The sequence below is a fragment of the Nonomuraea sp. NPDC052129 genome (assembly GCF_040680095.1).
Lineage (GTDB): Bacteria > Actinomycetota > Actinomycetes > Streptosporangiales > Streptosporangiaceae > Nonomuraea.
Genome location: NZ_JBFAVX010000023.1, coordinates 58,835 through 84,534 on the forward strand (window position 1 = coordinate 58,835; position 25,700 = coordinate 84,534).

Annotated in this window: 30 protein-coding genes; 10 read left to right on the forward strand and 20 right to left on the reverse strand. The window is 69.6% G+C overall.

The genetic code is table 11. From position 1 onward, the window contains the following. Nucleotides 1-83: 83 nt before the first annotated feature. The 8 genes from AB0L53_RS38120 to AB0L53_RS38155 all read right to left on the reverse strand — a co-directional run bounded on the left by AB0L53_RS38120 (nucleotide 84) and on the right by AB0L53_RS38155 (nucleotide 7,065). Nucleotides 84-407 (reverse strand): MGMT family protein, encoded by a 324-nt coding sequence (locus AB0L53_RS38120; RefSeq protein ID WP_357944419.1) that lies wholly within the window; start codon nucleotides 405-407, stop codon nucleotides 84-86. Beyond that, complete coding sequence (locus tag AB0L53_RS38125) at nucleotides 395-754, reverse strand: hypothetical protein (RefSeq protein ID WP_364004874.1); 360 nt, start codon at nucleotides 752-754, stop codon at nucleotides 395-397. The genes AB0L53_RS38120 and AB0L53_RS38125 overlap by 13 nt, the downstream gene beginning before the upstream one ends. Before the next feature lie 22 nt (nucleotides 755-776). Further along, nucleotides 777-1,934: a S8 family serine peptidase gene (locus AB0L53_RS38130; RefSeq protein WP_364004876.1), complete on the reverse strand. Its 1,158-nt coding sequence runs from the start codon at nucleotides 1,932-1,934 to the stop codon at nucleotides 777-779. Next, a complete protein-coding gene (locus AB0L53_RS38135; protein WP_357944410.1) occupies nucleotides 1,928-2,728 on the reverse strand; it encodes a hypothetical protein in 801 nt (266 codons plus the stop codon). The genes AB0L53_RS38130 and AB0L53_RS38135 overlap by 7 nt, the downstream gene beginning before the upstream one ends. Nucleotides 2,729-2,883: 155 nt before the next feature. Then, the gene (locus AB0L53_RS38140) at nucleotides 2,884-4,146 is read right to left on the reverse strand and encodes a S8 family serine peptidase (RefSeq protein ID WP_364004879.1); all 1,263 of its coding nucleotides are present in this window, start codon (nucleotides 4,144-4,146) and stop codon (nucleotides 2,884-2,886) included. After that, on the reverse strand, nucleotides 4,140-4,859 hold the full coding sequence (locus tag AB0L53_RS38145) for a hypothetical protein (protein WP_364004882.1): 720 nt from the start codon (nucleotides 4,857-4,859) through the stop codon (nucleotides 4,140-4,142). Before AB0L53_RS38145 ends, AB0L53_RS38140 begins: the two co-directional genes overlap by 7 nt. A 77-nt stretch (nucleotides 4,860-4,936) precedes the next feature. Beyond that, nucleotides 4,937-6,118, reverse strand: a complete 1,182-nt coding sequence (gene moeZ, locus AB0L53_RS38150) for an adenylyltransferase/sulfurtransferase MoeZ (protein WP_357944403.1) — start codon at nucleotides 6,116-6,118, stop codon at nucleotides 4,937-4,939. Between the two features lie 47 nt (nucleotides 6,119-6,165). Further along, the gene (locus AB0L53_RS38155) at nucleotides 6,166-7,065 is read right to left on the reverse strand and encodes an alpha/beta hydrolase (protein ID WP_364004885.1); all 900 of its coding nucleotides are present in this window, start codon (nucleotides 7,063-7,065) and stop codon (nucleotides 6,166-6,168) included. Between the two features lie 405 nt (nucleotides 7,066-7,470). On the opposite strand from AB0L53_RS38155, the gene AB0L53_RS38160 reads away from it, so the two are divergent. Continuing rightward, the gene (locus AB0L53_RS38160) at nucleotides 7,471-7,827 is read left to right on the forward strand and encodes a hypothetical protein (protein ID WP_357652003.1); all 357 of its coding nucleotides are present in this window, start codon (nucleotides 7,471-7,473) and stop codon (nucleotides 7,825-7,827) included. A gap of 287 nt (nucleotides 7,828-8,114) precedes the next feature. Here AB0L53_RS38160 and AB0L53_RS38165 read toward each other — a convergent pair whose 3' ends face one another. After that, on the reverse strand, nucleotides 8,115-9,002 hold the full coding sequence (locus AB0L53_RS38165; RefSeq protein ID WP_364004889.1) for a Ku protein: 888 nt from the start codon (nucleotides 9,000-9,002) through the stop codon (nucleotides 8,115-8,117). A 60-nt stretch (nucleotides 9,003-9,062) separates the two neighbouring features. On the opposite strand from AB0L53_RS38165, the gene ligD (AB0L53_RS38170) reads away from it, so the two are divergent. The 5 genes from ligD (AB0L53_RS38170) to AB0L53_RS38190 all read left to right on the forward strand — a co-directional run bounded on the left by ligD (AB0L53_RS38170) (nucleotide 9,063) and on the right by AB0L53_RS38190 (nucleotide 12,093). Continuing rightward, the gene (ligD, locus tag AB0L53_RS38170) at nucleotides 9,063-9,965 is read left to right on the forward strand and encodes a non-homologous end-joining DNA ligase (protein WP_364004892.1); all 903 of its coding nucleotides are present in this window, start codon (nucleotides 9,063-9,065) and stop codon (nucleotides 9,963-9,965) included. Beyond that, nucleotides 9,962-10,843, forward strand: coding sequence for a non-homologous end-joining DNA ligase (gene ligD, locus AB0L53_RS38175; protein WP_358551577.1), 882 nt, complete (start codon nucleotides 9,962-9,964; stop codon nucleotides 10,841-10,843). Before ligD (AB0L53_RS38170) ends, ligD (AB0L53_RS38175) begins: the two co-directional genes overlap by 4 nt. A 33-nt stretch (nucleotides 10,844-10,876) precedes the next feature. Then, nucleotides 10,877-11,077, forward strand: coding sequence for a hypothetical protein (locus AB0L53_RS38180; protein WP_358551579.1), 201 nt, complete (start codon nucleotides 10,877-10,879; stop codon nucleotides 11,075-11,077). Between the two features lie 78 nt (nucleotides 11,078-11,155). Next, nucleotides 11,156-11,776, forward strand: a complete 621-nt coding sequence (locus AB0L53_RS38185) for a TetR/AcrR family transcriptional regulator (protein ID WP_225300629.1) — start codon at nucleotides 11,156-11,158, stop codon at nucleotides 11,774-11,776. 83 nt (nucleotides 11,777-11,859) lie between these two features. Then, nucleotides 11,860-12,093 carry a DUF3107 domain-containing protein gene (locus AB0L53_RS38190; RefSeq protein ID WP_357651993.1) on the forward strand — a complete coding sequence of 78 codons (234 nt, stop codon included), beginning with the start codon at nucleotides 11,860-11,862 and terminating at the stop codon, nucleotides 12,091-12,093. Between the two features lie 113 nt (nucleotides 12,094-12,206). Here the strand turns inward: AB0L53_RS38190 and AB0L53_RS38195 are convergent, their stop codons facing one another. Beyond that, nucleotides 12,207-12,851, reverse strand: a complete 645-nt coding sequence (locus AB0L53_RS38195; protein WP_364004895.1) for a ferritin-like fold-containing protein — start codon at nucleotides 12,849-12,851, stop codon at nucleotides 12,207-12,209. Nucleotides 12,852-13,188: 337 nt separating this feature from the next. On the opposite strand from AB0L53_RS38195, the gene AB0L53_RS38200 reads away from it, so the two are divergent. From AB0L53_RS38200 to AB0L53_RS38210, 3 genes are all read left to right on the forward strand, one after another. Next, nucleotides 13,189-15,186: a DEAD/DEAH box helicase gene (locus AB0L53_RS38200; RefSeq protein ID WP_364004896.1), complete on the forward strand. Its 1,998-nt coding sequence runs from the start codon at nucleotides 13,189-13,191 to the stop codon at nucleotides 15,184-15,186. A gap of 182 nt (nucleotides 15,187-15,368) precedes the next feature. Then, nucleotides 15,369-16,265, forward strand: coding sequence for an alpha/beta hydrolase (locus tag AB0L53_RS38205; RefSeq protein WP_364004899.1), 897 nt, complete (start codon nucleotides 15,369-15,371; stop codon nucleotides 16,263-16,265). A gap of 13 nt (nucleotides 16,266-16,278) precedes the next feature. Continuing rightward, entirely contained in the window at nucleotides 16,279-17,190 is a 912-nt protein-coding gene (locus AB0L53_RS38210) for an oxygenase MpaB family protein (protein ID WP_357944371.1), read from the forward strand. On the opposite strand, the gene pqqE is transcribed toward AB0L53_RS38210, so the two are convergent. From pqqE to AB0L53_RS38255, 9 genes are all read right to left on the reverse strand, one after another. Next, complete coding sequence (pqqE, locus tag AB0L53_RS38215; RefSeq protein ID WP_364004903.1) at nucleotides 17,141-18,220, reverse strand: pyrroloquinoline quinone biosynthesis protein PqqE; 1,080 nt, start codon at nucleotides 18,218-18,220, stop codon at nucleotides 17,141-17,143. The two genes, AB0L53_RS38210 and pqqE, sit on opposite strands and share 50 nt — an antisense overlap. Beyond that, nucleotides 18,217-18,516, reverse strand: coding sequence for a pyrroloquinoline quinone biosynthesis peptide chaperone PqqD (gene pqqD, locus AB0L53_RS38220; RefSeq protein ID WP_364004906.1), 300 nt, complete (start codon nucleotides 18,514-18,516; stop codon nucleotides 18,217-18,219). The genes pqqE and pqqD overlap by 4 nt, the downstream gene beginning before the upstream one ends. Continuing rightward, entirely contained in the window at nucleotides 18,513-19,184 is a 672-nt protein-coding gene (gene pqqC, locus AB0L53_RS38225; protein ID WP_364004909.1) for a pyrroloquinoline-quinone synthase PqqC, read from the reverse strand. The genes pqqD and pqqC overlap by 4 nt, the downstream gene beginning before the upstream one ends. Further along, a complete protein-coding gene (locus tag AB0L53_RS38230; RefSeq protein ID WP_364004912.1) occupies nucleotides 19,181-19,981 on the reverse strand; it encodes an MBL fold metallo-hydrolase in 801 nt (266 codons plus the stop codon). Before AB0L53_RS38230 ends, pqqC begins: the two co-directional genes overlap by 4 nt. Before the next feature lie 12 nt (nucleotides 19,982-19,993). Continuing rightward, nucleotides 19,994-20,149 (reverse strand): pyrroloquinoline quinone precursor peptide PqqA, encoded by a 156-nt coding sequence (gene pqqA, locus AB0L53_RS38235; protein ID WP_357651976.1) that lies wholly within the window; start codon nucleotides 20,147-20,149, stop codon nucleotides 19,994-19,996. 108 nt (nucleotides 20,150-20,257) lie between these two features. Further along, on the reverse strand, nucleotides 20,258-21,415 hold the full coding sequence (locus AB0L53_RS38240) for an MFS transporter (RefSeq protein WP_364004916.1): 1,158 nt from the start codon (nucleotides 21,413-21,415) through the stop codon (nucleotides 20,258-20,260). 101 nt (nucleotides 21,416-21,516) lie between these two features. Continuing rightward, nucleotides 21,517-22,503: a PD-(D/E)XK nuclease family protein gene (locus AB0L53_RS38245; RefSeq protein WP_364004919.1), complete on the reverse strand. Its 987-nt coding sequence runs from the start codon at nucleotides 22,501-22,503 to the stop codon at nucleotides 21,517-21,519. After that, complete coding sequence (locus AB0L53_RS38250) at nucleotides 22,484-23,194, reverse strand: MBL fold metallo-hydrolase (RefSeq protein ID WP_364004922.1); 711 nt, start codon at nucleotides 23,192-23,194, stop codon at nucleotides 22,484-22,486. Before AB0L53_RS38250 ends, AB0L53_RS38245 begins: the two co-directional genes overlap by 20 nt. Before the next feature lie 77 nt (nucleotides 23,195-23,271). Continuing rightward, the gene (locus AB0L53_RS38255; protein ID WP_364004925.1) at nucleotides 23,272-23,895 is read right to left on the reverse strand and encodes a DUF6758 family protein; all 624 of its coding nucleotides are present in this window, start codon (nucleotides 23,893-23,895) and stop codon (nucleotides 23,272-23,274) included. 74 nt (nucleotides 23,896-23,969) lie between these two features. On the opposite strand from AB0L53_RS38255, the gene AB0L53_RS38260 reads away from it, so the two are divergent. After that, nucleotides 23,970-24,392, forward strand: coding sequence for an NUDIX domain-containing protein (locus AB0L53_RS38260; RefSeq protein WP_364004928.1), 423 nt, complete (start codon nucleotides 23,970-23,972; stop codon nucleotides 24,390-24,392). On the opposite strand, the gene AB0L53_RS38265 is transcribed toward AB0L53_RS38260, so the two are convergent. Further along, the gene (locus tag AB0L53_RS38265) at nucleotides 24,313-25,584 is read right to left on the reverse strand and encodes an ATP-binding protein (protein WP_364004931.1); all 1,272 of its coding nucleotides are present in this window, start codon (nucleotides 25,582-25,584) and stop codon (nucleotides 24,313-24,315) included. The genes AB0L53_RS38260 and AB0L53_RS38265 overlap by 80 nt on opposite strands. Between the last annotated feature and the right edge of the window lie 116 nt (nucleotides 25,585-25,700).

The following is a 25,700-nucleotide window of genomic DNA, read 5'->3' on the forward strand; positions in this document are numbered from 1 at the left end:
GCCTTTCGAACCGCCATCACTGGTTCTAGCCATCGTAAGGGGAGTCACGTGCGGCGGATTCGCCCAACGAGCGAATCCGCTGGTCAAACTCGTTTCTGAGAATCGGCTGAACGACCGTCCCAGCGCGCCTGGCGCATGTCGACGCGCTCACCGCGGAGGGGGGTGCCCTCTTCGCGCCAGTGCTCCAGACAGCGTCGCACGTGGTCAGGGGCCGCGCCGGTGCCGTCGGAGTGCACCACGCGCCACCACGGCACGCCACCGCCCCAGGTCGACATGACCTGCCCGACCTGACGCGGTCCGCCCTCGCCGAGATATTCGGCGATGTCGCCGTAGGACATCACCATGCCCGGCGGTATGGACTCCACTACCTCGAGGACCCGTTCGGCGAACGGGTTCACGGAGTCCATGCGTTGGGCCCCGCCTCGATCATCTCGTGGAACTTGCCGATCTCGACCACCGAACCGCCGGCCACCAGCTCCACGATGCCGTCGCGCAGCGTGTAGCTCTCGCCGTCTTCGCCGACGAGCCTGGCGCCGAGGGCGGCCGCCAGCAGGACGAGCTGCGCCACTTGCCAGTCGGAGCCCGGCTCGCCGATCACCTGATCGCGCCAGTGCCCCACGACGTGCGTGTCACCGGCGTGTCCGGTGACGATCTCGTCCGACCCGCGCAGCCCGAAACCGGCCGGCGCGATCGCCTTCGCGAGCTCGGAAAACGCCAGGGGCGCCTCACGAACCACGCGCAGCTCGTATCCCATGACGCGCGACCATAGCGGATCTTTACTCTCTACGCTGATTGAGCACGATGATGGCCCCGCAGAACATCACCAGCGCCAGCAGCACGCCCCCTCCATAGAGCCACAGCCGCCACGGATCGGGCCCCGGACGCGACGGCCCGGGCGAGTCCTCGCCGACGCCGAAGTGCCGGTCGTCAGGCACGGCGACCTCGCGCTGCTCCCCGGCCAGCCGTTCGGCCGCGTTGAGCGCGGCACCGGCGTCGACCACCCCGAACCCGGTCTTGTCGTCATAACCGGCGGCGGGCCGTCCGCGCGCGCTCGCGGCCAGAGCCTGCGCGACCTGCTCGGGCGCTATGGCGGGATAGCGCGACTTGACCAGCGCGGCCACCCCGGCCACGAGCGCGCTGGCCGAGCTGGTGCCCTCCGACAACTCGTAACCGCCCTTGCGCTTGACGACGGGCACGCCCACCCCCGGCGCGGAGACGAGGACGGACAGGTTGTCGCTGCTGAACGTCGCCTTCTTGCCCTGCTTGTCGACGGCCGCCACGCCGATGACGCCCGAATAGCCCGCGGGGAAGCTCCAGAACGAGGTGCCGTTGTCCTTGGCGTACTTGGTCTGCCCGTCGTTGCCGACGGCGGCGACCAGCACGACACCCTTGCCGAGCGCGTAGGAGACGGCCTCGCGTTCGGACTTGAGCGGCCCGTAGGAGCCGATCGACATGCTGATGACCTTGGCGCCGTGGTTGGCCGCGTAGCGGATGGCACGGGCCAGCGGGCTCTCCAGCGCGCTCTGCTCCTCCTGCTGGGGGTCGATGGTGCCGACGCCGGGGTCCTCGTCGACGGCCAGGGCCAGGGAGAGGATGCCCGACTCGGGCGCCACGCCGATCAGCCCGTCGTCGGCCCCGGACCCGGCGATGAGGGCGGCCATCGCGGTGCCGTGCTTGCCGGGCTTGGCCTGGCGCTGGACGGTGGCCTCGGTCATGTCGGGACCGGCGGTCACGCGGCCGCGCAGCTCCTTGAGCTTGCCGTCGACGCCGCTGTCGACCACTGCCACGGTGACGCCCTTGCCCTTGGTGACCGTCCACGCCTGCTCGACGTTGAGCGCGTCGAGCACCCACTGCTGCTGGTCCCGGACGGGGGCGGCCGCCGGGGCGTGGAGCATGACCAGGGCGGCGGTCAGCGCGCGTACGACGGTCAGCACACGTTCCCCTGAGTGCAGGGCGGAACCTTCGGCGGGTCCGCCAGGAAGTAGGCGATCTGGTTGCCGATCGACTTGCCCGCCGGCCACAGCTCACTGTGGAGTATCTCCTCGGGCGGGATGGCCGCCCGGGTCCTGCCGTCGGTGTAGCCCGCCGTCGAGAACACGATGTACGGACCGGCGCCCACCCAGCCCGTACGCTGGCGCTGGTCGGCCCCGAACCGCTCGGTCACCGTGCCGGGGAAGGCCACGGGCAGCACGCCGACCCGGTCGTCCTGGGTGAGCTGCTCCGTCGCCGAGAGCCTGGAGTCCTCGTCCTTGAGTACGGCCACACCGACCGTGAAGACGAACATGGCCGTCTGATCCACGTAGGTGGCGCGGAGCATGGTCACGCATCCGTTGTCGTCGAGGACGCCCGCCACGGACGGGTCGACGCCCTTGCCGCATTCGGTCTCGGGGGCGATGCCGACGCGCCGGGCGTACTGCTGGGCCTTGTCGAGCCCGACGTACTTGACCTCTTCGGGGAAGACGTCGGTGGCGGGCCACGCCTGCCAGCGCCTGGCGATCTCCTCTTGTTTGTACTGGTTCTGCTCGGCGGCGGTCAGCGGGCGGGACCGGGTCTCCTCGAGCAGTCCGATCGTGCCGAGCAGCACGAGGACGGCCGAGGCGACCACGATGGTGCCGACCAGCGTCACGAACAGGCGGCGGAAGCGCACACCCTGCCGGAGCACGGCCTGCTCCACCCGCTCCTTGCTCGCCAGCCTGTCGCGGCCGGTGGCGGCCGGCCAGGAGCGCACGCGAGAACGGCGGCCGGCTGGAGCACCGAGCGGGTTCCTTCGTCCCGATGTGGCTCCCCCGGCGCGCGGCAACCCTGAGGTGGACCTACGTGCCTTCACCACCGCCTCGTTCCCAGGCTCGGTTCGTGTCTATTTCGTCCCCCTTAGCGGGCGGATCATGCGTCTTGCCCATTCTGAGCGCGACGCACGCGTCTGACCAGGGCGAATATCGCCCACATGGAGGAGAGCGCGCCGAGGGCGGCCGCCAAAGCGATCGCCCCATAGACCTTTACGCGCGCTTGGTCCCTGTTGACGACCTCGATCCGGCCCGCCGATCCGCCGGCGAGCGGCCGGGCGGGGTCCTGCGCCTGCGCCCCCGCGGCCGTCTCGGTGTGCTTGGCGAGCCGGGCCGCCTCGTCGAGCGCCTTGGCGGCGTTGACCACGCCGAAGCCGGTGCCGGTGTCGTAGCCGCCCGGTGGCCGGTCGGTCGCGCTCGCCGTCATGGCCTGCGCGACCAGCGGCGGCGACATCGCCGGATATTTGGCCTTGATGAGGGCGGCCACTCCGGACACCAGCGCGGTGGCCTGCGAGGTGCCCCTCCCGACCCAGTACTCGTCGTCGGGGCCCGCGCCCATGATGTCGACGCCGGGCGCGGCCACCAGCACCGATGAGTTCCAGTTGGAGAACGTCGCCCGCCGCAGCCGCCGGTCCGTCGCGCCCACGGACACGACGCCGGGGAAGGCGGCCGGATAGGAAAAGGGGGCGAATCCCGTCTCATCGGGCTTGCCCGCGCCGTCATTGCCCGCGGCGGCCACCAGCACGACGCCCTTGGAGATCGCGTAACGCACGGCCGCCCGCTCCTCCTCGGTCGCCAGATCCTTGGAGATCGACATGTTGATCACGCGCGCCCCCCGATCGACCGCGTAGCGAATGCCCCTGGCCACCACGTTCTCGAAGCGCACGGCGGTGTTGAACTCCCTGAACCCCGGCTCCTCGTCTTCCAGTATCACCCGGACCGACAGCAGCCGTGCCTTCGGAGCCACGCCGATCACGCCGAGCTTGCCCCTGTGTCCGTGGCCATGCCCGGCGATCAGCGAGGCCATGTACGTGCCGTGCAGGCGACGCGGCGGCACGTCCGGCGGGTTGGCGCCCTCGGTGAAGTCCTTGCCCACGGTCACGGAGCCGGCCAGGTCGCGGTGGCCGGGATCGACGCCCGAGTCGAGCACGGCCACGGTGACGCCCGCGCCCTTGCTGATCCGCCACGCCTTCTTCAGCTCCAGCGTGCTGATCACCGGCTCCTGACCGCCGCGTACGTCGTCCGCCAGCGCGGGCGCGGCGTTGAAGAGCCCCGGCGTGGGCCCGGCGCTCAAGGCCCCGAGAGCGGACCCGGCGCTGAAGAGGAGCGTCGCCGTGATGAGCACGGCCGCGCGGGTCAGCACCGCCACTCCTGGGAGGTGCAGTCGGGCATCCGCGGCGTGCTCAGGTCGGCCAGGATCCGCTCGGAGATCTCGCCGGCGAAGGCGAAGATGGCCGGCCGCTGCTCACCGACCGTGCGCGCCGGCCGGCCGTCGACCTGGCCCGCCGTGGTCAGCACGAGGTACGGGCCGGCCTGGCGTACCGAGCCGGCCTGGCGTACGGAAGGGGTGAAACGGTCGGAGACCGTGTCCCGGAAGGCCACGGGCCGCAGGCCGGGTACGGGAGCGCCGGCGGCGGAGAAGGCGGACTTGGCGCGTACGGCCATGGGCTCGTCGGGCAGGGCCACGACGCCGACGGTGACGAGCACGCCCCGCAGGGCGTCGATGTAGGTGGCGCGCAGCACCCCGAGGCAGCCCGCCTTGCGCAGAGCCTTGGCGGCTTTGGCGTCGACGGAGTCGGCGCAGGTGACGGCCGGTGAGATGCCGATCCGGCTGGCACGTTCGCGGCCGCCCTGCTCGGCGGAGTAGGGCAGGCTGGCGGGGAAGATGCGCCCGCTCGCCCAGGTGCGCCACCGCTCGGCGACCTCGCGCCTGGCCGCCGAGTGGAGTTCGGCCGGGCTCGGGCCGCGGGACAGCTCCGCGCCCGCCGCACTGGCCGCGACCCCGGCGGCGACCGCGCAGACCATGGTCAGCACGGAGGCCGCCACGAGAGCGGGCCAGGGGCGAGCGTCGTCCACGGCATCGACCTTAATGCGGGCGACCGGGCGCCATCCGCAGAAACCAGACCCCGGTGGACGGACTTAAGAAAGGGGCATCAGTAGGAGGGCAGGCTGGGGTCGACGGTCGCGACCCAGCTGAGCACCCCGCCGCCGACGTGCACCGCGTCGGAGAACCCGGCGTTCTTGACGATCGCCAGCGCCTCCGCCGAGCGCGCGCCCGACTTGCAGTGGAGCACGATGCGCTTGTCCTGCGGCAGCTTCTCCAGGGCCGAGCCGTTGAGGAACTCGCCCTTGGGGATCAGCGTGGCGCCGGGGATGGAGACGATCTCGTACTCGTTGATCTCGCGGACGTCGACGAGGAAGATGTCGTCGCCGTTGTCCTGCATGGCCTTGAGCTCGCGGGCGGTGATCGTCGAGCCCGTCGCGGCCTCGGCGGCCTCGTCGGAGATCGCGCCGCAGAACGCCTCGTAGTCGTCGAGCAGCTCGGTGACCGTCGGGTTCTTGCCGCACAGCACGCACTCGGGGTCCTTGCGGACCTTGACGTCGCGGTACTTCATCTCCAGGGCGTCATAGATCATCAGCCGTCCGACCAGCGGGTCGCCAATGCCGGTGAGCAGCTTGATGGCCTCGTTGACCTGGATGGAGCCGATCGAGGCGCACAGCACACCCAGCACGCCGCCCTCGGCGCACGAGGGCACCATGCCGGGAGGCGGGGGCTCGGGGTAGAGGCAGCGGTAGCAGGGGCCGTGCTCGGCCCAGAACACGCTGGCCTGGCCGTCGAAGCGGTAGATCGAGCCCCAGACGTACGGCTTGCCGAGCAGCACCGCGGCGTCGTTCACCATGTAGCGCGTGGCGAAGTTGTCGGTGCCGTCGACGATGAGGTCGTAGCCGGAGAAGATCTCCATCACGTTGTCGTTGGTCAGCGCCGTGTTGTGGACGACGACGTTGACCAGCGGGTTGATCTCGCGGACCGTGGCCGCGGCGCTCTCGGCCTTCGGACGGCCCACGTCGGACTGGCCGTGGATGATCTGGCGCTGCAGGTTGGACTCGTCGACGACGTCGAAGTCGATGACCCCCAGCGTGCCCACGCCCGCCGCCGCCAGATACATCAGCGCGGGCGAGCCCAGGCCACCGGCGCCCACACAGAGCACCTTGGCGTTCTTCAGCCGCTTCTGCCCGGCCATCCCCACGTCGGGAATGATCAGGTGGCGCGAGTAGCGGCGCACTTCGTCGACGGTCAGCTCTGCGGCCGGCTCGACCAGCGGTGGCAACGACACTTTCTACGCTCCCGTTCGAGGGGGACTATCCCATCCACCTGTGAAACCTAGTTGGCGAGTGGGGCATTCCCCAAGCGTGTCTCACCGATCAGACGGCGGGCCTCCGCGGCGACCACGCGGGGCGTCTCCATCATCGCCACGTGCCCCGCGCGCGGCAGGAGTACCAGCCTGACCTGCCGGAACGTACGGGCCGCCTTGGCGGCCATGGCGGGGCGCACCAGGCGGTCGTGCCTGCCGTGGATGATCAGGGTGGGCGCCTCGATCAGGGCGGCCTGGCGCCACAGGTTCGCCTCGCCGCGGCGGAAGTACTCGGCCACGATGCCCCGGGCCGAGCCGATCATGGCGGCGCCGGCGTGGGGCAGCCCGTCGCGCCTGCGCTGCTCCTCGATCGCGTCGCGCAGCCGTAGTGGATGGACCGCGGCGACATCCGCCCAGACCATGGCGAAGGAGGACCTGATCCGCTGCTCGGCGGGGATCAGCCGGAGCTTGCCCGCCACCCACTCGCCCAGCCGGGGCAGCGACGCGGCGGCGATGCGCATAGGGCCGTACCTGGGCAGGAGGTCGGGCAGCGCCGGCGAGATGAGGACGAGCGAGCGCACCAGGTCGGGGCGGGTGGCGGCCACCCTGACGGCGACCGCGCCGCCCATCGAGTTGCCGAACAGGTGGGCGGGACCGGTCTCCTCCAGCAGGCCGATCACCGCGCGGGCGTGCGCGGCGATGGTGTAGTCGCCGTTCGCGGGTTCGGGCGAGAATCCCGCGCCGGGCAGGTCTATGGCGTAGCCGGTGACGAGGTCTTTCAGCTCGTCCATCAGGTCGGTCCAATTGGTGGCCGCGCCGGCCAGGCCGTGCACGAAGACCGCCTTCTCGGGGGCGCCGTCGGGGGTCTTCCTCACGTGCACCGACCCGAACATCCGTCCTGGCCAGTGCGGGATCGGTGCTGCTGTCATGCGTCCTCCTCGCCTCCCCCAACGATAACCGCCGTCGCCCTCCAGCCTACATTTCGGATAAATGCTCCTTTATTGGCATTTATCGGTACGCGATTCGCGGCCTTTAGCCGGATTTCTCGGCGACGCCCCACTTCCGGGCAGTCGCCGCGAGCCGGAATCGGGGCGACCGCATCGCGGACCACCTGCCCCCATAAAACGGACAAATCATTTCATTTCATTTCATAAATGCTTAATGAGAGCAATGAGAGAGTTAGCGTATAGCAAAACACAACTACGGCCGTTTATCCCGCCGGAACGTCGGAAATAAATCAGCACGGATGGCGCATTCAATGTCATCCAAGATATTTACCGTTCACTCCGGCAAATATCTGGAACAGGGCAACCGATCCTTTAGGGGGGAATTCAATGCCCAAGTTCAAGAGTGTCATCGCAGGGCTTGTGATCAGCACGGGTATGTCCGGCGGCCTCATCAGCCTCGGCGCCCTGACCACCGCCACCTCCGCCAGCGCCACGACCGCCTCCGCGAGCACCAGCGCCTCCACCTTCTCGTGGGGCTGTGGCCGCCGCTGCGGCGGCTGGGGCGGCTGGGGCGGCTGGGGCCGTCGCAACCACGGCCGCAGTGGCCGGGTCAAGGTCCACATCCACCTGCACAACAACAACCAGAACACCGTGCGCACGGACTCTGACGCCGACGCCAACGCTCGCTCGTTCAACTTCGAGCGTGAGGAAGAGGAGCGCGCTCGTCGCGAGGCGCTCCAGTAACAACTCGCAGACGGCCGATCCGGTCGTCGAGGAGATAGCCATGCAACCGGTTACACGGTTGAGGTGAGCTCCGGACGCACCACCGAGTGCCTGTGTTCTCGATAAAGGACACAGGCACTCGGGAAAAGTCGCCACGCCAACGCGTCCGGACTCGGCGGGAATTAATTCCCATGGCATTTCGGGGGAGCAGTGAAGCGGAATTCCTCCGGCCAAGCCTCCCCCTCCGATAAATGCGGGGCGCCTTCGGCATTTGATGCCGAAGGCGCCTTTGCATTTGCGGTGCCGGATCAGGCGGACTTGCGGGCCTTGCGTTTGGGGGCGGCCTTCTCCCCCGCGTCCTTGTCCCCTGCGTCCTTCGACGCCTTGGTGGCCCGCTTGGGCTTGGCGGCCTCGCCGGAACGCTCGCGCTTGGCCGCGTCGACGCTCGCCCGCAGCGCGGCCATGAGGTCGACGGCGGGACCCGCCTCCTCCTCGCCCTCCGGCGGCGCGATGACCTCCTTGCCCTCCACCTTGGCCTCGATCACCTGCTGCAGTGCCTCGCGGTAGGCGTCGTGGTGCTCGGTCGCGTCGAAGTCCGCCTTCATCGTGGTGATGAGCGACTCGGCCATCTTGAGCTCCTGGGCCCGTACCTCGATGTCCTCTTCGAGGAACCCGAAGTCGGGCACCCGGATCTCGTCCGGCCAGTACATGGTCTCCAGCACGAACACCCCGTCACGCACCCTGAGCGTGGCCAGCGACTCCCGCTGCCGCAGCGCCACCTTGACGACGGCGACCTGCCCCGAGCTCTCCAGGGCGTTGCGCAGCAGCACGTACGGCTTGTCGCCCTGGCCGTCCGGTTCCAGGTAGTACGACTTGGCGAAGTAGATCGGGTCGATCTGGTCGGCCGGCGTGAACTGGAGAACGTCGATCCTGCGCGAGGTGCTGAGCGGCAGATCCTCGAAGTCCTCGTCCGTCAGCACCACGATCTCTCCGGTGGCCAGCTCGTAGCCCTTGGCGATGTCGGAGTAGGGGACCTCTTCGCCGTCGACCGTGCACACGCGCTTGTAGCGGATCCTGCCGCCGTCCTCGCGGTGTACCTGGTGGAAGGTCACGTCCTTCTGCTCGGTCGCGGAGTAGAGCTTCACCGGGATCGTGACGAGGCCGAAGGAGATCGCCCCTTTCCAGATGCTGCGCATGGGCACTCCTCAGCTCTAGCGGGCTCGCCCTATGGGCACATACCCGTCATGGTGCAACCAATGCCATACCCCATCGAACCAATGCTCGCCGTACCCGGACAACTACCGGAAGATCGTGAGCGGTATGGCTTGGAGGTCAAGTGGGACGGCATCCGCGCCATCCTCCACCTGGACCGTGAACTGAAGGTGACGGGAAGGCACGGAGTCGAGTACACCCGCCGGTATCCCGAAATTTCGGGGTTCGGGGTGAAGAATGCGGTGATCGATGGCGAGGTGGTCGCGCTCGATCCGCGCGGGCGGCCCAGTTTCGTCCGGCTGCAGCACCGCATGCACCTCACCGACCCGGAAGAGGTGATGCTGGAGCTGTACCCGGTCACGTACCTGCCGTTCGACCTGCTCTACCTCAACCGCATCACACTGATGGACCTGCCGTACCGCGACCGGCGCAGTCTCCTCGACGAGCTGGACATCGGCGCGCCGCCGTACTTCCCGGGAGATTCCGACCTGCTCGCCGCCACCCAGGAGCAGGGCCTCGAAGGCGTCGTCGCCAAGCGGCTCGACTCGCCGTACCGGCCGGGCACGCGCTCGCCGTCGTGGATCAAGGTGAAGCACCTCAGCACGAGGGACGTCGTGATCGGCGGGTGGAAGCCCGGCAAAGGCCGCAGGTCGGGCGGGATCGGCTCGCTGATCATGGGCGTGTTCACGGAGCAGGGCCTGACGTACGTCGGTCACGTCGGCACCGGCTTCACCGAGGCCGTGCTCGACCAGCTCCAGGCGTTCCTGAGCCCGCTGGAGATCCCCCGCAGCCCCTTCCAGAACGTCGTCCCGTGGCGCAACCGCTGGGTTAGACCCGAGCTCGTCGGGGAGGTGGCCTACACGATGTGGACCGACGATCTGCGGCTGCGCCACCCGGTGTGGCGCGGGCTGCGCCCGGACAAGCTCCCTTCGGAGGTGACGCTGTGAGCCCAGCGAAGGTCCCGGTGCGGGTCGACGGGCGGCAGCTGGTGCTGACCAACCTGGACAAGGTGCTCTATCCCGAGGTCGGCTTCACCAAGGCCGAGGTGATCGACTACTACAGCCGCGTCGCCCCCGCGCTCCTGCCGCACCTGGAAGGCCGGCCGCTCACCGTCAAGCGCTACCCGAACGGCGTGACCGGCCAGTCCTTCTTCGAGAAGAACGCCCCCGACCACACCCCGGACTGGGTCAGGAGGGCCACCCTGCCGGTGCCGGGCAGCACCAAGAACCGCGACGAGATCGACTTCGCCGTGATCGACGGCCTGCCGTCGCTCGTCTACTACGCCAACCTGGCGGCCCTGGAACTGCACGTGCCCCAGTGGCGGGTGTCCGACGACGGCGCGGCGCTGCCGCCCGACACGCTCGTGTTCGACCTCGACCCCGGAGCTCCGGCGACCATCGTCGAGTGCTGCCGGGTGGCCCTCATGCTGCGCGAGGTGCTGCGCGCCGACGGTCTCACCGCCCGCCCGAAGACGAGCGGGAACAAGGGCATGCAGCTGTACGCGGAGTGGGACGGCCGCGAGGAGCCCTCGGCGTACGCCAAGAGGCTGGCCCAGGTGCTGGAGAAGGCCCACCGCGACCAGGTGGTCAGCGTGATGGCCAAGAAGGCGCGCCCCGGCAAGGTGTTCATCGACTGGAGCCAGAACAACCCGGCCAAGACCACCGTGGCCCCCTATTCACTGCGCGCCGGGCCACAGCCCACGGTCTCGACGCCGCTGCTGTGGAAGGAGGTCGAGGGCTGTGAGCACCCGGAGGAACTGGTGTTCACGACACACGCCGTACTGGCCAGAGTCGAGGAGCACGGCGACCTTTTCGGTCAGGCGTAGTCTGGTTCCGTCCGCACCTAGAAGGGGACTGCAATGTCGGAGATGGACGTACGTGGGGACGACCTCCCCTTCGACGAAATGGAAGAGCTGTCGATCGAGGCCCCCGAGGCCGACGCCGCCGAGCAGCACCGTGACGTGCGCGACGCGGAGGGCGAGACCCCGCTGGAGGTCGATCCGGCCGACGCCGCCGAGCAGTATCGCGAGGTGGACCTCGATGACGACGACTATCGCTGATGACGACTATCGCTGATGAGTCGTTGAGTCGCACGTAGGATGTCCGAACAGCCGACTCGGAGCCCCATGGAGACCAGCGTGACCGCAACCCCGGACGCCAAGCCCCGGGGCACTCGGCTGCCCCGACTAGCCCGCCGCCGGCAGCTGCTCAGCGCCGCGCAGGAAGTGTTCGTGGAGAACGGCTATCACGCGGCCGCCATGGACGAGATCGCCGATCGGGCCGGAGTCAGCAAACCCGTCCTGTACCAGCACTTCCCCGGCAAGCTGGAGCTTTACCTCGCGCTGCTCGACCTGCACGTGGACGACATGGTCAACCGCTGCCGTGAGGCGCTGGCCTCCACGCACGAGAACAAACTCCGTGTCCAGGCCACATTCAGCGCGTTCTACTCCTTCGTCTCCACCCAGGGCGAGGCGTTCCGGCTCGTCTTCGAGTCCGACCTGCGCAACGTGGCGCCGGTGCGCCAGCGGGTGGAGCGCTCACTGCGCGAATGCGCCGAGATGGTCAGCGCGGTGATCCAGGAGGACACCGGCTGCACCAGCGACGAGGCCCACCTGCTCGGCGTCGGACTGGTCGGCATGGCCGAGGTGAGCGCCCGCTACTGGGTGACCACGCAGGGCTCCATCCCGAAGGACGCCGCCGAGCAGCTCATGGCCCGGCTGGCCTGGCGCGGCATCAGCGGTTTTCCGCGTACGGCTTAAACCCGTTCGCTGGGCGCGATCATCGGCGTTTCCTGGCCCACCAGCGGCGACGATGGGAGGAGCCAGCCCCGTCGAAAGGGAGCATGATGGAAGTCAAGATCGGCGTACGCTCCGTACACCGCGAACTCGTTGTCGAGACCGAGCTGTCCTCCGAGCAGGTCGAAGAGGAGATCAGAAAGGCGCTCGCCGCCGATCGCGGCGTCTTCTCCATCACCGACGCGAAGGGGCGGCGCGTGATCGTGCCGGTCGCGTCGATCGGCTTCATCGAGATCGGCGAGGACGAGTCGAGGCCCGTCGGCTTCGGCGGCACTCTCTAGCGACTCCCCAGCGGTTCAAGCGGGGTACGGCGACACCCCCAGCGGCTTGAGCGAGGGTGCGGCGGCACACGCCGTACCCTCGCTTGGAGCGACGCGCAGGGCGCGGGAGCGGTTCAGAGGCCGAGGGCGGCCATCCGCTTGCCGTGCTCCTCGGTCAGCTTGGCGAACAGGCGGGAGATCTGCGTAGGGTCGTCGACCGCCGGGCCGACCACCAGCAGCGCCAGCTCCGGGCGGGCCGCCGCGACCTGCTGCCCCTGGCTGAGCGCCTCGCCGACGAGCCGGCGCGCCCACAGCGCCAGCCGGCCGCTCACCGCCGGGTCGGCCGCGACCCCGGCCCTGACCCGCTCCACCGCGAACTCCGAGCGGCCCTCGTCCACGAGCACCTCGTCGACCAGCTTCGCGATCGACGGCTCGAGGTGCCTGGCCGCCTCCCGGTAGAAGTCGAGCGCGATGCCCACGCCCACGTACGCCTTGACCAACGCCTGCAGCCAGTCGGCCGGGGCCGTCTGGGTGTGCCAGGCGTCCAGCGCCTCGACGAACGGCGACATCGACTGCTCGGGATCGGCGCCAAGTTCCGTCAGCCTGTCGCGCAGGAGACCGAAGTGGGCATATTCGGCTACGGCCAGCTCGCTGAGCGCGGCCTGATCGGCCAAGGAGGGGGCCAGGGAGGCCGCGTCCTCGGTCATCCGCGCGAAGGCGCTGAGCTCGGCATAGGCCAGCACACCGAGCAGATCGACGACTCCTGGAGACTCGTTCATGGAAGGCAGCGTACTTCGGGAACATTCGGAAACTCGGCCAACGTTGTGGTATCGAGTACACTGCTCTGTGAAAGTGCGACCGCACTGTGTTAATTCGGGGGAATTCCCCGTTAACCCCCCGCTTCCGGGTCTGCGGTCGCGATGACGCGAGAGGGCTGGCTCTACCGCGAGGACCCAGGCACGGGGTTTGTTTTCCGCCCGTCGGTCCCGGCAGGCCCGCCTTCATTTGAGACTGAGGCAGGCCACGCTGACGACTTTCCGAGACCTCGGAGTCACACCAGAGATCGCTGATGCCCTCGAGACCGAGGGCATCACCACACCGTTCCCCATCCAAGAGATGGCACTCCCGCTCGCGCTGAGCGGCCAGGACCTGATCGGTCAGGCACGCACAGGCACGGGAAAGACCTACGCGTTCGGCATCGCGATGCTCCAGGGCATCGGCAAACCGCGTAAGAACCGTAAGAAGCCACGCGGGCTGGTCGTCGTGCCCACCCGCGAGCTGGCCGTACAGGTCAGCGAAGACCTGGTCACCGCGGCCGGCAAGCTCGGCTCGCGGGTCCTGACCGTCTACGGCGGCCGGGCGTACGAGCCGCAGGTCGAAGCGCTCAAGGCCGGCGTCGACGTCATCGTCGGCACCCCCGGCCGCCTGCTCGACCTGGTCAAGCAGAAGCACCTCGACCTCAGCCAGATCACCTCGCTGGTGCTCGACGAGGCCGACCGCATGCTCGACCTGGGCTTCTTGCCCGACATCGAGCGGATCTTCAAGCTGATCCCCGAAGAGCGGCAGACCATGCTGTTCTCGGCGACCATGCCCGGTGAGATCGTCGCGCTGTCCCGCAAATACCTCAACCGGCCCACGCACGTACGGGCCGAGCATGAGAACGGCGAGGGCGGCGAGGGCATCCCGCACCCGCAGGTACGCCAGATCGTCTGGCGCGTCCACCGGATGGACAAGATCGAGATCGTCGCCCGGCTGCTCCAGGCCGAGGGCCGCGGGCTCACCATGGTCTTCTGTGAGACCAAGCGGGCCTGCGACATGGTCGCGGAGCAGCTCGAGACGCGCGGCTTCGCGGTCGCGGCCGTCCACGGCGACCTCGGCCAGGGCCAGCGCGAGCAGGCCCTGCGCGCGTTCCGCAGTGGCAAGATCGACGTGCTGGTCGCCACCGACGTGGCGGCGCGCGGCATCGACATCGACGACGTCACCCACGTGGTCAACTACGACTGCCCCACCGAGGACAAGACGTACGTGCACCGCACCGGCCGCACCGGCCGGGCCGGACGCACGGGCATCGCGGTCACGTTCGTGGAGTGGGAGGAGCTGACCCGCTGGAAGATGATCAACCAGATGCTCGGGCTCGACTTCGCCGAACCCGAGGAGACCTACTCCACCTCGCCGCACGTCTTCACCGAGCTCAACATCCCTGAGGGCACCAAGGGCGTCCTGCCGCACGCCAGCCGTTCGCGGGCGGGCCTGTCGGCGGAGCGCATCGAGGACCTCGGCGAGACCGGCAGGACCCGCACGCGCAACGGCGGCCGTCGCCGTGACGAGCGGGAGGGTCGCCGCGACGAGCGGGAGGGTCGCCGTGACGAGCGGGAGGAGCGTCCGGCGCGCACGCCGCGCCAGCGCCGCCGCACCCGCGGCGGCATGCCCACGGAAGAGGGCACCGCACCCGTCGAGACGCCGGAGGTCGAGCCTGTGCCCAGTCGCTCCAGCAAGGCGAGCGCCCGAAAGACGGAGGAGACACCCGCCATCATCTCAGCGGACGAGATCGAGGCGGCCGCCGAGCCACGGCGCGGTCGCACTCGCAGGGGGGCCGCGTCGGCCGCCATCGAGAACGCCCTCGCCGACGCCCCGGAGGCCCCGCTCACCGAGCGCGAGCCGGTCACCGAGCAGAAGCCGGCCCGCAGATCGGCCCGTGCGTCGACCCGTGAGCCGGTCGCTGAGCAGGCCGCTGAGCAGGCCGCTGAGCAGGCTCAGGTCAGCGAGCGCAGGCCGGCCCGTACGCGCAAGCCCGCCGCCGAGCGCGGTCAGGTCGTCGAACAGGCTCCCACGGTGGAGCGGATTGTGGAGGAGCAGGTCGTGGAGGAGCGGGTCATGGAGCGTGCACCGATCGCCGAGACGAGCTTCCTGTCCACGCCGCAGCCCGCGGCGCGCCAGGAGCCGGAGCGCATCGTGCCGGCCAGCCCGTTCATGGTGATCTTCCAGTCACCCGACCTGGCCACGGACGACGACGACATCGCCCCGTCCGCGGCCACCGAGCGCAAGCAGCAGCGCCGCCAGCCGCGTGGCGGCGGCAACAACGGCGGCGGTGGCAACCGCCGTCGCGCCGGCTAGACCTCTGGCAGACCGCTGGATCTCTGACCGACGCAAGCACGTCGGCCAGAACCCTGGCAGACGCAGGCACCTGATAGACGCAGGCGCGCACCGCATCCCGCGGTGCGCGCCTGCGCCGTTTCGCACCAGCGTGGGGAGTATGCCGGTGTCGAGGCGCTGACCTCTGGGTATTGTTGCCTCACGTGAGTACGCCGCGCTTCCTCGACCTGCCTCCTGGCGTTGCACCACAAAAGATAGAAACGTCCCAGGGCACCTTCGCGGCCCTTGAGGCGCTTCCGGTCAGTGGTGTGGTGGAGCGCTGGCCCGCGCTCCTGGTTCCCGGTCTGACCGGGAGCAAGGAAGACTTCATCGCGATCCTGCAGACCCTGGCCCAGTCGGGCCGCCGGGTGGTGGCCGTCGACCTGCGCGGGCAGTATGAGACGCCCGGTCCCGACGACCCGGCCGCCTACTCGTTCGCCGCGCTCGGCGCCGACGTCGACCTGCTGGCCCAGACGCTCAGCGGCGCAGGCGGCGAGCCGATGCACCTGGTCGGGCACTCCTTCGGCGGCCTGGTCGCGCGCGAGGCGGTCATCGACGGCCGGACGAAGTTCGCCTCGTTCACGCTGATGAGCTCGGGGCCGTCCGGCATCGTGGGCGAGCGGGCGCGCAGCGGCAAGACGATCATGAAGGAGCTCCCCACCCTGGGGCTCGAACACCTCTGGTCCACCAGGTTCGAGCCCGAGGCGCTGGCCAACGGCGTGCCCGACGAGATCATCGCCTTCCTGCACAAGCGCCTGCTGGCCAACTCCCCCACCGCGCTGTCACGCATGGCCGAGCAGGTGCTGGCCGCACCCGACCGTACCGACGAGCTCAGGCAGATCGAGGTGCCCACCCTGGTCCTCTACGGCGAGCGCGACGACGGCTGGCCGGCCGAGTTGCAGTCGGAGATGGCGGCCCGGCTGGAGGCGGAGTGCGTGGTGCTGCCCGGCGCGGCCCACTCGCCGGCCGTGGAGGCTCCAGAGACCACGGCCACGGCGCTGGTCCGGTTCTGGAACGCCGCGGAGCATCAGCAATTGGACATTCGATCCAATGATCTGTAACCATGTACTTACTATGACGAGCATCGAAGATATCGTCGTCCAGCCGCCGCACAGCGTGACCTGGCTGGTGCACCTCGACCGCGCCATGTGGGTCGGCGGCGTGCGCGGCTTGATGCTCCAGGCGCTGCATCCCCTCGCGATGCGGGGCGTCTGGCAGAACTCCAACTTCCAGGAGGACCCGTTCGGCCGCCTGCGCCGCACCGCCGACTTCGTGGGCCGCGTGACGTTCGGCAGTCCGGCCGAGGCCGACGAGATCGGCCGGCGGGTGCGCGGCATCCACAAGAGCCTGCGCATCAGCGACCCCGACACCGGCCGGACGCACCGGGTGGACGATCCCGAGCTGCTGCTCTGGGTGCACTGCGCGGAGGTCTCGTCGTACCTGGAGGTGGCCAGGCGCGGCGGGCTGGGGCTCACCGAGCGCCAGGCCGACGCCTACCTGCGAGAGCAGCGAAAGAGCGCCTCCTACGTCGGCCTGCACCCCGAGGACGTGCCGGGCTCGTGCGCGGAGATGGACGCCTACTTCAAGCGGGTACGTCCCGCGCTGCGCGTCACCGAGGAGGCCGCCGCGACCGTGCGGTTCCTGCTGTGGCCGAGGCTGCCGCAGGAGTTGCGGGCGCTCACGCCCGGTAAACCCGCCTATTTCCCATTCGGTGCGTTGTGCTACTACTCGCTGCCGGAGTGGGCCAGGCGGATGTACGGGGTACTGCCGGCGGTGCCGCGGGCCACGGTGACGGCCGGGCTGAGAGCGTTCCGGCTGGCCATGAACTCGCTGCCCGAGCCGCTGCACGACCACGCGTTCATGCCGGCGACCAGGGAGATGCTGCGGGCCGCCCGCGAGCGGCTCGCCGCCGCCGGCTACGACACCGGCAAGGGCCTCAGGGGACTGACCGATCCACGCCGCCGGCCGAAGGCGCTGGCCGCCTGAAGGTCCACGGGCCGCCGCTCGCCAGGTCGTCGAGGAGATGGTGGTCGGGTGACAGGCGGCAGGCCGGGTCGGTGCGGCTCGCGTCGCCGGTGAGCGCGTACGCCTGGCAGCGGCAGCCGCCGAAGTCGAGCTCCTTGCGCGGGCAGCTCGCGCAGGGCTCGCCCATCCAGTCGGTGCCCCGGTAGACGTTGAAGGCGGGCGAGTGCTCCCAGATCCAGCCGATCGAGTGGTCACGGGCGTTCGGCGGCTCCAGGGGCAGGGCGTAGGCCGCCGGGCAGGGCAGCACCCGGCCGTCGGGCGCGACGGTGATCGAGATCGCGCCCCAGCCGCCCATGCAGGGCTTCGGCACGCCGTCGAAGTAATCGGGGACCACCCAGATCAGCTCAACATCCGTCTTTTCCCGATATTTCGTGACTGTGGCCTCGGCGCGGGCGAGTTGCTCCCTGGTGGGCAGCAGCGCGGTCCTGTTGAGCAGCCCCCACCCGTAGAACTGGGTGTTGGCCAGCTCGATACGCTCCACGCCCCACGACAGCCCGAGCTCGATGATCTCGCCGACGGCGTCGAGATTCTCCCGGTGCAGCACCACGTTGAGCCCGAACGGCAGCCCGCTCGCCGCCACGGCGTCGGCGGCCCGCTCCTTCCACGCGAACGAGGCGACTCCGGCGATCCGATCCGACTCCGCGCTCGTCGCCGACTGAACCGAGAGCTGCACGCTGCGCAGCCCCGCCGCGGCGAGTTCGCCGAGCCGTCGTTCCGTGAGCCCGACGCCGCTGGTGACGAGCTGGGTGTAGACCCCCTCCCCCGCAGCCGCCGCCACGATCGCCGCCAGATCCGGCCTGAGCAGCGGCTCGCCACCGGACAGATGGGCGTGCACGACGCCGAGCGCCGCCGACTCGGCGAACACCCGCTGCCACTCGCCGGTGCTCAGCTCACTCGACCTGGCCGCCAGCTCGGTCGGGTTGGAGCAGTACGGGCAGCGCAGCGGGCACGCGTGCGTGAGCTCGGCCAGCATGGCCCAAGGCGCGCTCATCGCACCCACCCCTCGGCGCGCACCCGGTCGAGGAACTCCACCACGTCGGCCTCCGCGCCCTCGGGAAGCTCGGCGACGATGTCGGCCACGGTCCGCTCGCCGTCGCAGAGGCCGACGATGGCCGCCGCCTCCTCGTTCAGCACGACGATCCGCTCGGGCACGATCAGCAGGTCGGCCTGCCGTACCGGATCGTGGCGCAGCATGGCCGCGCGGGACAGCACGGGGCGCCAGGTGGCCGCCGCTGTCGTCGGCTCGGCCGTCGAGCCCGTCGCCGGCCCGGTCGTCGGCTCGGTCATCGGTAGGCCCCGTCCACCGCGTCGAGCAGCGCCCACAGCACGTCGCACTTGTAGCCGAGCGCCGCAATGGCCCTCTCCTGGGCCGTACGGGTCCGCGCCCACTCCAGGACCAGGGCCAGCGCTTCGCCGCTGTCCTGGCGGCCCTGAGAGACGCGTACGCGGAAGTAACGCAGCCCCTCGGGGTCGATCCACGGGTAGTGCCGCTCGAAGGCGGCGATCCGGGTGCGCATCAGGTCCGGCGCGAACAGCTCAGTCAACGAGGCGGCCACGGCTTCGAGCGCGGAGCCGTGGCGGCACAGGTTCACGTAGCCGTCGACGGCCAGCCATACGCCCGGCAGCACGCCCTCGCCCGACAGCAGCAGGGCCCGGTCCAGTCCGGCCGCCTCGCCGAGCCGCAGCCACCGCTCGATGCCGCCCTCGTCCGGCACGGTGCCGTCGTGGTCCTGGATCCGGCGCAGCCACGTCCTGCGCAGCTCGGGCGTGGCCAGCTTGGCGAGGATGAACGCGTCCTTGATCGGGATGTGCCGCTGGTAGTGGAAACGGTTGAGTATCCAGCCCCGCAGCTCGTCACGGGTCAGCTCGCCGGCGTGCATGCGCTGGTTGAAGGGGTGCAGGTGGTGGTAGCGCTTCTCCGGTACGGCACGCAGCTCGGCCTCGAAGCCGTTCACAGGTCGATCACCATCCCGTCGGCGGCCACCTCGATCCCCAGCTCGGCGAGCACCTTGTGCTGCTCGGCCGCCGGGTCCACGAGGGGGTTGGTGTTGTTGAGGTGGGTGTACAAGCGACGGCCCGGCAACCGGGACAGGCGCTCCATGGTCGCCTCTATCGGGAGGTGGCCCATCTGGGTGGCGGTCTTCGCCGAGATCCCGGTGCGGCGGGGCTCCTCGTCGTCCCAGAATGTGCCGTCGATGATGACGCACTCGGCCTCGTCCAGCGCTTCGGGCCACACGCCCATGGCGGGCGCGTACACCACGGCTCCTCCCATGAGGCGCAGGGCGGAGACCCAGTCCGGAGCCTCCGGGGAGTCGGCGTACCGGGGTCGCTTCGCCGATATCGGGATGAGGTCGGCGTCGGCCCAGGAGATCCGCACATACGGGCGGAGGATGTCGGCGAGGGGCCGCAGCGCCTGCCGTACCACCGGGGTGCAGCGGACCTCCAGCTCGTCCGCCTCCCTGAGCCTGAGCAGGCCGATCGTGTGGTCGAGCTCGGCGTCTGTGAGGATCACGCCCTTCAGCGGCGACTCGCGCGGCCCCGGCCCCGGCCGCAGCCACGCGCACGCCTCGATCTGCTCGGCGATGTCGGGCGTGGCGTTGACGACGTAACACCCGTCGTCCTGTTGTACGGCCAGGCTGGCGTGGCGTCTGCGGCGGCCCGGATGAGCGCGTGCCCCGGAGCAGCCAGGGCACGCGCAGTTCCACTGGGGCACGCCGCCACCGGCCGCGGTGCCGAGCACCTGCAGTCGCATGGCGGTGCCCGGTTACCTGGTGGCCAGGAAGTACGCGGTCATTTCCATCGACGCCTCGACGACCTGGTAGTCGGGCTTGTGCCAGGTCATCTCCTCGCCGCGGGCCCTGACCTTCTTCTCATGGATCCTGCGTGGTCGCGTCTTGCCCTGTTCCTTCGGCTGGGACATGCGCACCTGCCTTCCATAGGGGTTACACCCGATATGACCGCTCTGGAAGCTTGGCGTCAATGGCTGAGATCGGAGCTATGCCATGGGATTTCTCCCTATTGCTGGTTTTTAGCTCTTTTGACGAGATTCTTCATCCGATGTCTCGACGGGAATGATAAATCCGGCGAGCAGGATGAGCGTCGAGGCCGTGACCATGACCCAGCCGCTGGGAGCCATGGTCTCGGGGGCGTACAGCACGCCCGTGATCGAGGCGGCGGTGGCGGCTCCGATGTACCGCGACGCCTGGAAGAGGCCCACGGCCAGGCCGGTCTCGTTCCGGTCGGCGTGTACGAACACCAGCGAGTTCAGGCCGAACTGGCTGAACGCGGACGCCAGGCCGATCAGCGACGTGGTCACCAGCACCACCCCGATGGGCCCGACAAAGAACATGACGCAGGACCCCGCCAACAGCAGCCCCGCGCTCACCAGCAGCACGGCCCGCATCCCCACGCGCGCGGCCACCGCCACCGCCACCGGCGTCATGAGGACCGCCGACACGGCCATGGGCAGGACCAGCAATCCCGCGAGGTGCGGCGGCAGCCCCGCCGAGCGCTGCGCCCAGAGCGGCACCATGAGGAACGCCAGATAGAACACCACGTTGACCATCGCGAACACCCCGTAGGTGGCCATCAACGCCGGCTTCGGCCTGGGCAGCCACGCCTGCCGCCGCCGTACGGGGGCCACCTTGGGCAGCCAGCGCAGCGCCGGTACGAGCGCCACCGCCGCGAGCGGGACGTTGACCAGGAAGATCGCCCGCCACCCCCACAGGCTGACCAGGAACCCCGCCAGCACCGGCCCGGCGGCGGCGCTGGCCGTCAGCACCATCGAGATCAGCGCGATGACGCGGGGCGCCGGCCGCCCCTTCTCCGCCGTCGCCGTGATGATCGCCATCCCGGCCGGGAGCGTCGCGCAACTCCCGAACGCCTGCAGCAGCCGGGCCACCACCAGAACGGGATAGGAGGGGGCCAAGGCGGCCAGGGCGCCGGTCAGGCCCACCATGACCAGCCCGCCGCAGAACACCCGCCGGGGACCGAACCGATCGGCCAGCGCGCCCATCAGGGGCGGCACGGCGACGGCGGTCAGGTAGAAGCCCGCGGCCAGCCAGGTGACGGCGACGACGCCGACGCGGAACTCCGTCTCGATGCGGGCCAGGGCTATGGCGATCATGGAGGAGTTCAGGGGGTTGAACAGGGCACCGAGCGCCACCGCCACCGGCAAACGCCCCACCCGACCCACTATCCGACCATAACCGGATGTCTCACCATGGTCACCTGGCCACCCGGCCGGAGGCGTCGTACAACCACCGACCGAGTGGCAGGTTGCAGGTGTTATTCGGCCAGGCCGTCCCAGGGGCGGTGCTCGGGTGCGGCGGCCAAGCCTTCGGGGCAGTGGCGCCGGAAGTCGCACCAGCCGCAGATCGGGCCGGGGCTGGGGGCGAACATCGTGTCCAGCTCGGACGACACCGCCGGAGGCCCGACGTGCGGCCGCTCCTTGGGACCACTCGCCGCCTCCGGGACGGTCCCGCCACTCTTGCCATCAGCCGTATCAGCGGACGCGGCACGGGAGGAGCGGGGGCGTACCGGGCCCGGTGCGCCCATCACCTCGCGGTAGCGTTCGTCGGCGGTGGCGGCCTCGACCGCGACCTCCTCCGCCCGCCCCAGGTGACGGCCGAGGGACTCGTCCGTGTGGCGCCATTCGACGATCTCGCCGGTCGGCAGGTGGTGCAGCTCGACCGAGTGGCACGGGGTGCGCATCATTCTGGAGGCCGCGATCGCGTAGATGGCCAGCGCGAGTGAGGACCGCGCGTCGTCCTGGGTGAGGGGCCGCCGCCCGGTCTTGTAGTCGACCACGACCAGCTCGTCGCCCCGCCGGTCGAGCCGGTCGATGCGGCCGGACACGGCGATGACCTTGGTGCGCGTGGCCACCGTACGCTCGACACCGACCGGATCATCCGACGGATCCAGCGTCCCGACATATCCGGATACGAGGTCGCGGGCGCGCCCGAGCCACTGCGCCGACTGGTCGGCGTCCCTGAACCCCTCGGTGATCCACCCGTTGCTCAGCAGGATGGCCGCCGTCAGCGGCGTCCGCCGCTCATAGGGCTCGCGCCACCAGGCCGCCAGCGCGTTGTGCACGCTGGCTCCGACGCTGTTGTGCGCCCACCCCGGCCCCTTGGACGGCTGCGGCCGGTCGAGGTAGGTGAACCGGTAGCGGCGGCGGCAGTCGAGCCAGGCGTTCAGCCGCGACGGCGTACACGAATAGAGCCGTCGCGGCATCCCTTCCAGCGGCAGCTGGTCATACACCCCGGTCGTCATCCGGATCGAGCCTGATCCCGGCGGCCTTCGTGCCGTCCGTCAGCGGGCCTTCGTCCGCGTCGTCCGACTCGCTGATGCGCCACTCGCCGAAGTGCGGCTCCAGGTCGCCGACTGTCACCTCGTCGCCGTGTGCGGCCAGCACCCGCGTCTCGGGAGGCAACGTGAACAACCGCGCCCCGATCGCGTTGAGCTGGAAGTTGAGGTCGGGGTATTCGCCGCCGATCTTGCCGGGCCCGTCGGCCTGCAGCGTCTCGCCGCTGAACACCACCCCGAGCGCCTCGCAGTAGAGCGAGACCCCGCCGGGCGTGACGCCGGGCGTATCCATGACGTCGAGCCGGACGTCGGCCACCTCGAAGATGCCGTCGTCCTCCATGTCGATGTCGGGCCAGGTCTGCGACCAGGTCTCCCGCCAGAGCGGCTTGTCCTTGGGGTGGAGGGCGATCACCGCCTCGTCCCTGCTGGCCACCTCGATGGCCGCGCCGACGTGGTCAGGCAGACCGTGGGTGCAGATCACGGCGAGCACCTCTCGCTCGCCGACCTTCTCCAGGATCTTGTCGGCGTCACGCGCCGGGTCGATCACGATCACCTCGTCGTCGTCGCCGACGATCCAGATGTTGTTCTCGACCTTGTGCTCGGTGCCGTCGACGTCGACGACACCCTCGCTCACCACTCGCTCGATACGCGCTGTCACGCCTCCGCACTCTAGTCCGTCTGAGTGACAGAGCGAATCTCGTTGACCGTGCCGCGGTCGAGAGGCGTCCGTACGGACTACTCCAACCTCGGCGAGAAGGCGCCGAAAGGCAGGTCGAGCTCAAGGTCACGCAGGTCGTGAAGGCTCAGCTCGGCCAGCGCGATGAGGCATCCGGCCTCGGCGGGCCAGGCGATCGTCCACAGCCAGTTTCCCATCGCCTCGCCGGCGTAGACGGCCCGGTCGGCGCCCGCGCCGACGCACCACAGCGCGGTCGGATGCCCGAGCACCACGATCTTCGCGTTCGGCGGCCCGGAGTCGAACCCCTCGCCGGGATCGGGCCCGTCCAGTCCCGCGAACGCGGCCCCCAGCCCGACGCCGGGCTCCTCCGCGATGATCAGCAGGTCGGCGGGCCCCCGCGTCAGCGAAGGGCCGCACAGCGCGACCACGCTGGCCCGGCCCCCCGTACGCTCGTCGCCCGCCTCCGCGAACCCGGTGACGAGCCAGCCGGGCGGCAGAGGCCATGGCAGCCAGACGGGCACCATCGAGCTCTTCCGCATCGTCTCGACCGCCCTGGCGGACGGGGGCCAAGGTGGCTGGTAGGGCAGGACATCACCGTGCGCGTCACATCGCCAGGCGCTCGACCACGCACTTGGCCCGTGAAGTGAACCAAAACACCGTGGGCAGGTTGGTACCGCTCTCACAGCTATTTACGCTGCGTCCTAGGGCACCGCCCCGTCAAGGCCGCATGCTGTTGTCCAGCCGTAATCTTGACCATGTGCGCGTAAATTGCGTGGGCGCCATCATCGGCGACGCCTCGGGCCGGCTCCTGCTGATCAAGCGCGGTCACCCGCCGGGCGTGGGCCTGTGGTCGATCCCGGGCGGCCGGGTGGAGGCCGCAGAGACGGACGCCGCCGCCCTGCGCCGCGAGGTCCTGGAGGAGACCGGTCTGGTCGTCACGGTCGGCCCTCTCGTGGGCACCGTGGACCGTCCGGGGCCGGGCGGCGTGACGTACGAGATCCGCGACTACCGCGCCACGGTCACGGACGGCACGCTCATGGCGGGCGACGACGCCGCCGACGCCCGCTGGTGCTCACGGGAGGACCTGGTACGACTGCCGCTCACGGACGGCCTGCTGGAGGCGCTGACGTCCTGGGACGCGCTGCCGGGACAGGCGTCCAGAGCCGATCCATCGGCATGACGTAGAGCCGGTCGTCGTGGCGGAACGACTGCCGGCCGAGATTGAGCAGCACTCCCGCGACGAAGCTCGACCCGAGCCGCTCCCTGAGCAGTCGCAGCCCCTGGAAGTCCTTCTCCTCGATCGACGACTTGGCCTTCACCTCCACGCCGACGACTGATCCCTCCTGCGACTCGATGACGAGATCGACCTCCCGCTGATCCCGCGTGCGGAAGTGGCTGAACTCGACCAGTTCCTCCGACCAGCCCGCCTGCTTCATCAACTCGTTCACGGCGAAGGTCTCCACGACTCGGCCGAACTCAGTGAGGGTGGCAGGCTCGCGCCGGTCCAGCTTCCTGCGCGTGATGCCCAGGAGGTGCGCGGCCAAGCCGCTGTCGATCAGGTGGATCTTCGGTGTCCTGGCGACCTTGCTGGCGAGCGTACGGCCGAACGCCTCCAGCCGGTGGGTGAGGAAGACCGCTTCGAGCAGCGCGACATAGTCACCCACGAGCCGTTGTTCAAGCCCGACGACTGCAGCGATGTCTGCCATGTTCACGGTGCTGGAGGTACGGGCGGCCAACTGGCGCAGGATGACGGGCAGCACGTGGCGCTGCCGTACCTTGCGGATCTCCAGCACGTCCCGCTCGATCACCATCGAGAGGAAGTCGCGGAACCAGGATCCGCGTTCGCTTTCCGGCATACCCAAGGCGACCGGGAAACCACCGGCGAGCATCGCGGCCTCGTACTCGGCGCGCGACGTACGCGACGGCACAGACGTCAGGAGGCTCTCCGGATCGGTGAGCACGGCATCCAAGAAGGTCTCCCGATGACCGCTGAGCTCGCCTTGGGACAGCGGCCAGATGGTCATGACATGCGCGCGACCCGTCAACGCCTGCCCGAGACGGGGTAGCGCGCTATAGCGCGTGGAGCCCGTGAGGATGAACCGGCCCGGTCGCAAGTCGCGGTTGAGCTCAGCCTTGATCGCCGAAAGGATCTCGGGCACATGCTGGAACTCGTCGATGCATACCGGTTCGAGCGGGATGGTCGCGAAATGACCTGGGTCGGCGTCCGCGGCACGCCTGACCGAGACGTCGTCGAGATCGATGACCGGGACGTCTTGCAGGCGCGCGCAGGCGATCAGCAGCGTGCTCTTTCCGACGGTGCGCGGCCCTGTCAGTACGACGACGGGCCGACTGGCAACCCGCCGACAGATCACCTCCTTCAGATGTCTTTCTACGAGGGCGTCCGGATCCATCGATCTACCCTCCCGACCTGGCATAACTCTGGATTGTCCCTTGTTTTATATCAGGATCGTCCCCACTTTTATGCGCG

What these genes read in the sequence shown, in the direction of transcription:
- AB0L53_RS38120 (WP_357944419.1), bottom strand. Translation starts at nt 407, where the DNA reads ATGGACTCCGTGAACCCGTTCGCCGAACGGGTCCTCGAGGTAGTGGAG.
- AB0L53_RS38125 (WP_364004874.1), bottom strand. Translation starts at nt 754, where the DNA reads ATGGGATACGAGCTGCGCGTGGTTCGTGAGGCGCCCCTGGCGTTTTCC.
- AB0L53_RS38155 (WP_364004885.1), bottom strand. Translation starts at nt 7,065, where the DNA reads ATGACAGCAGCACCGATCCCGCACTGGCCAGGACGGATGTTCGGGTCG.
- AB0L53_RS38160 (WP_357652003.1), top strand. Translation starts at nt 7,471, where the DNA reads ATGCCCAAGTTCAAGAGTGTCATCGCAGGGCTTGTGATCAGCACGGGT.
- AB0L53_RS38165 (WP_364004889.1), bottom strand. Translation starts at nt 9,002, where the DNA reads ATGCGCAGCATCTGGAAAGGGGCGATCTCCTTCGGCCTCGTCACGATC.
- ligD (WP_364004892.1), top strand. Translation starts at nt 9,063, where the DNA reads ATGCCATACCCCATCGAACCAATGCTCGCCGTACCCGGACAACTACCG.
- AB0L53_RS38180 (WP_358551579.1), top strand. Translation starts at nt 10,877, where the DNA reads ATGTCGGAGATGGACGTACGTGGGGACGACCTCCCCTTCGACGAAATG.
- AB0L53_RS38190 (WP_357651993.1), top strand. Translation starts at nt 11,860, where the DNA reads ATGATGGAAGTCAAGATCGGCGTACGCTCCGTACACCGCGAACTCGTT.
- AB0L53_RS38195 (WP_364004895.1), bottom strand. Translation starts at nt 12,851, where the DNA reads ATGAACGAGTCTCCAGGAGTCGTCGATCTGCTCGGTGTGCTGGCCTAT.
- AB0L53_RS38200 (WP_364004896.1), top strand. Translation starts at nt 13,189, where the DNA reads ATGGCACTCCCGCTCGCGCTGAGCGGCCAGGACCTGATCGGTCAGGCA.
- AB0L53_RS38210 (WP_357944371.1), top strand. Translation starts at nt 16,279, where the DNA reads ATGACGAGCATCGAAGATATCGTCGTCCAGCCGCCGCACAGCGTGACC.
- pqqE (WP_364004903.1), bottom strand. Translation starts at nt 18,220, where the DNA reads ATGAGCGCGCCTTGGGCCATGCTGGCCGAGCTCACGCACGCGTGCCCG.
- pqqD (WP_364004906.1), bottom strand. Translation starts at nt 18,516, where the DNA reads ATGACCGAGCCGACGACCGGGCCGGCGACGGGCTCGACGGCCGAGCCG.
- AB0L53_RS38230 (WP_364004912.1), bottom strand. Translation starts at nt 19,981, where the DNA reads ATGCGACTGCAGGTGCTCGGCACCGCGGCCGGTGGCGGCGTGCCCCAG.
- pqqA (WP_357651976.1), bottom strand. Translation starts at nt 20,149, where the DNA reads ATGTCCCAGCCGAAGGAACAGGGCAAGACGCGACCACGCAGGATCCAT.
- AB0L53_RS38245 (WP_364004919.1), bottom strand. Translation starts at nt 22,503, where the DNA reads ATGACGACCGGGGTGTATGACCAGCTGCCGCTGGAAGGGATGCCGCGA.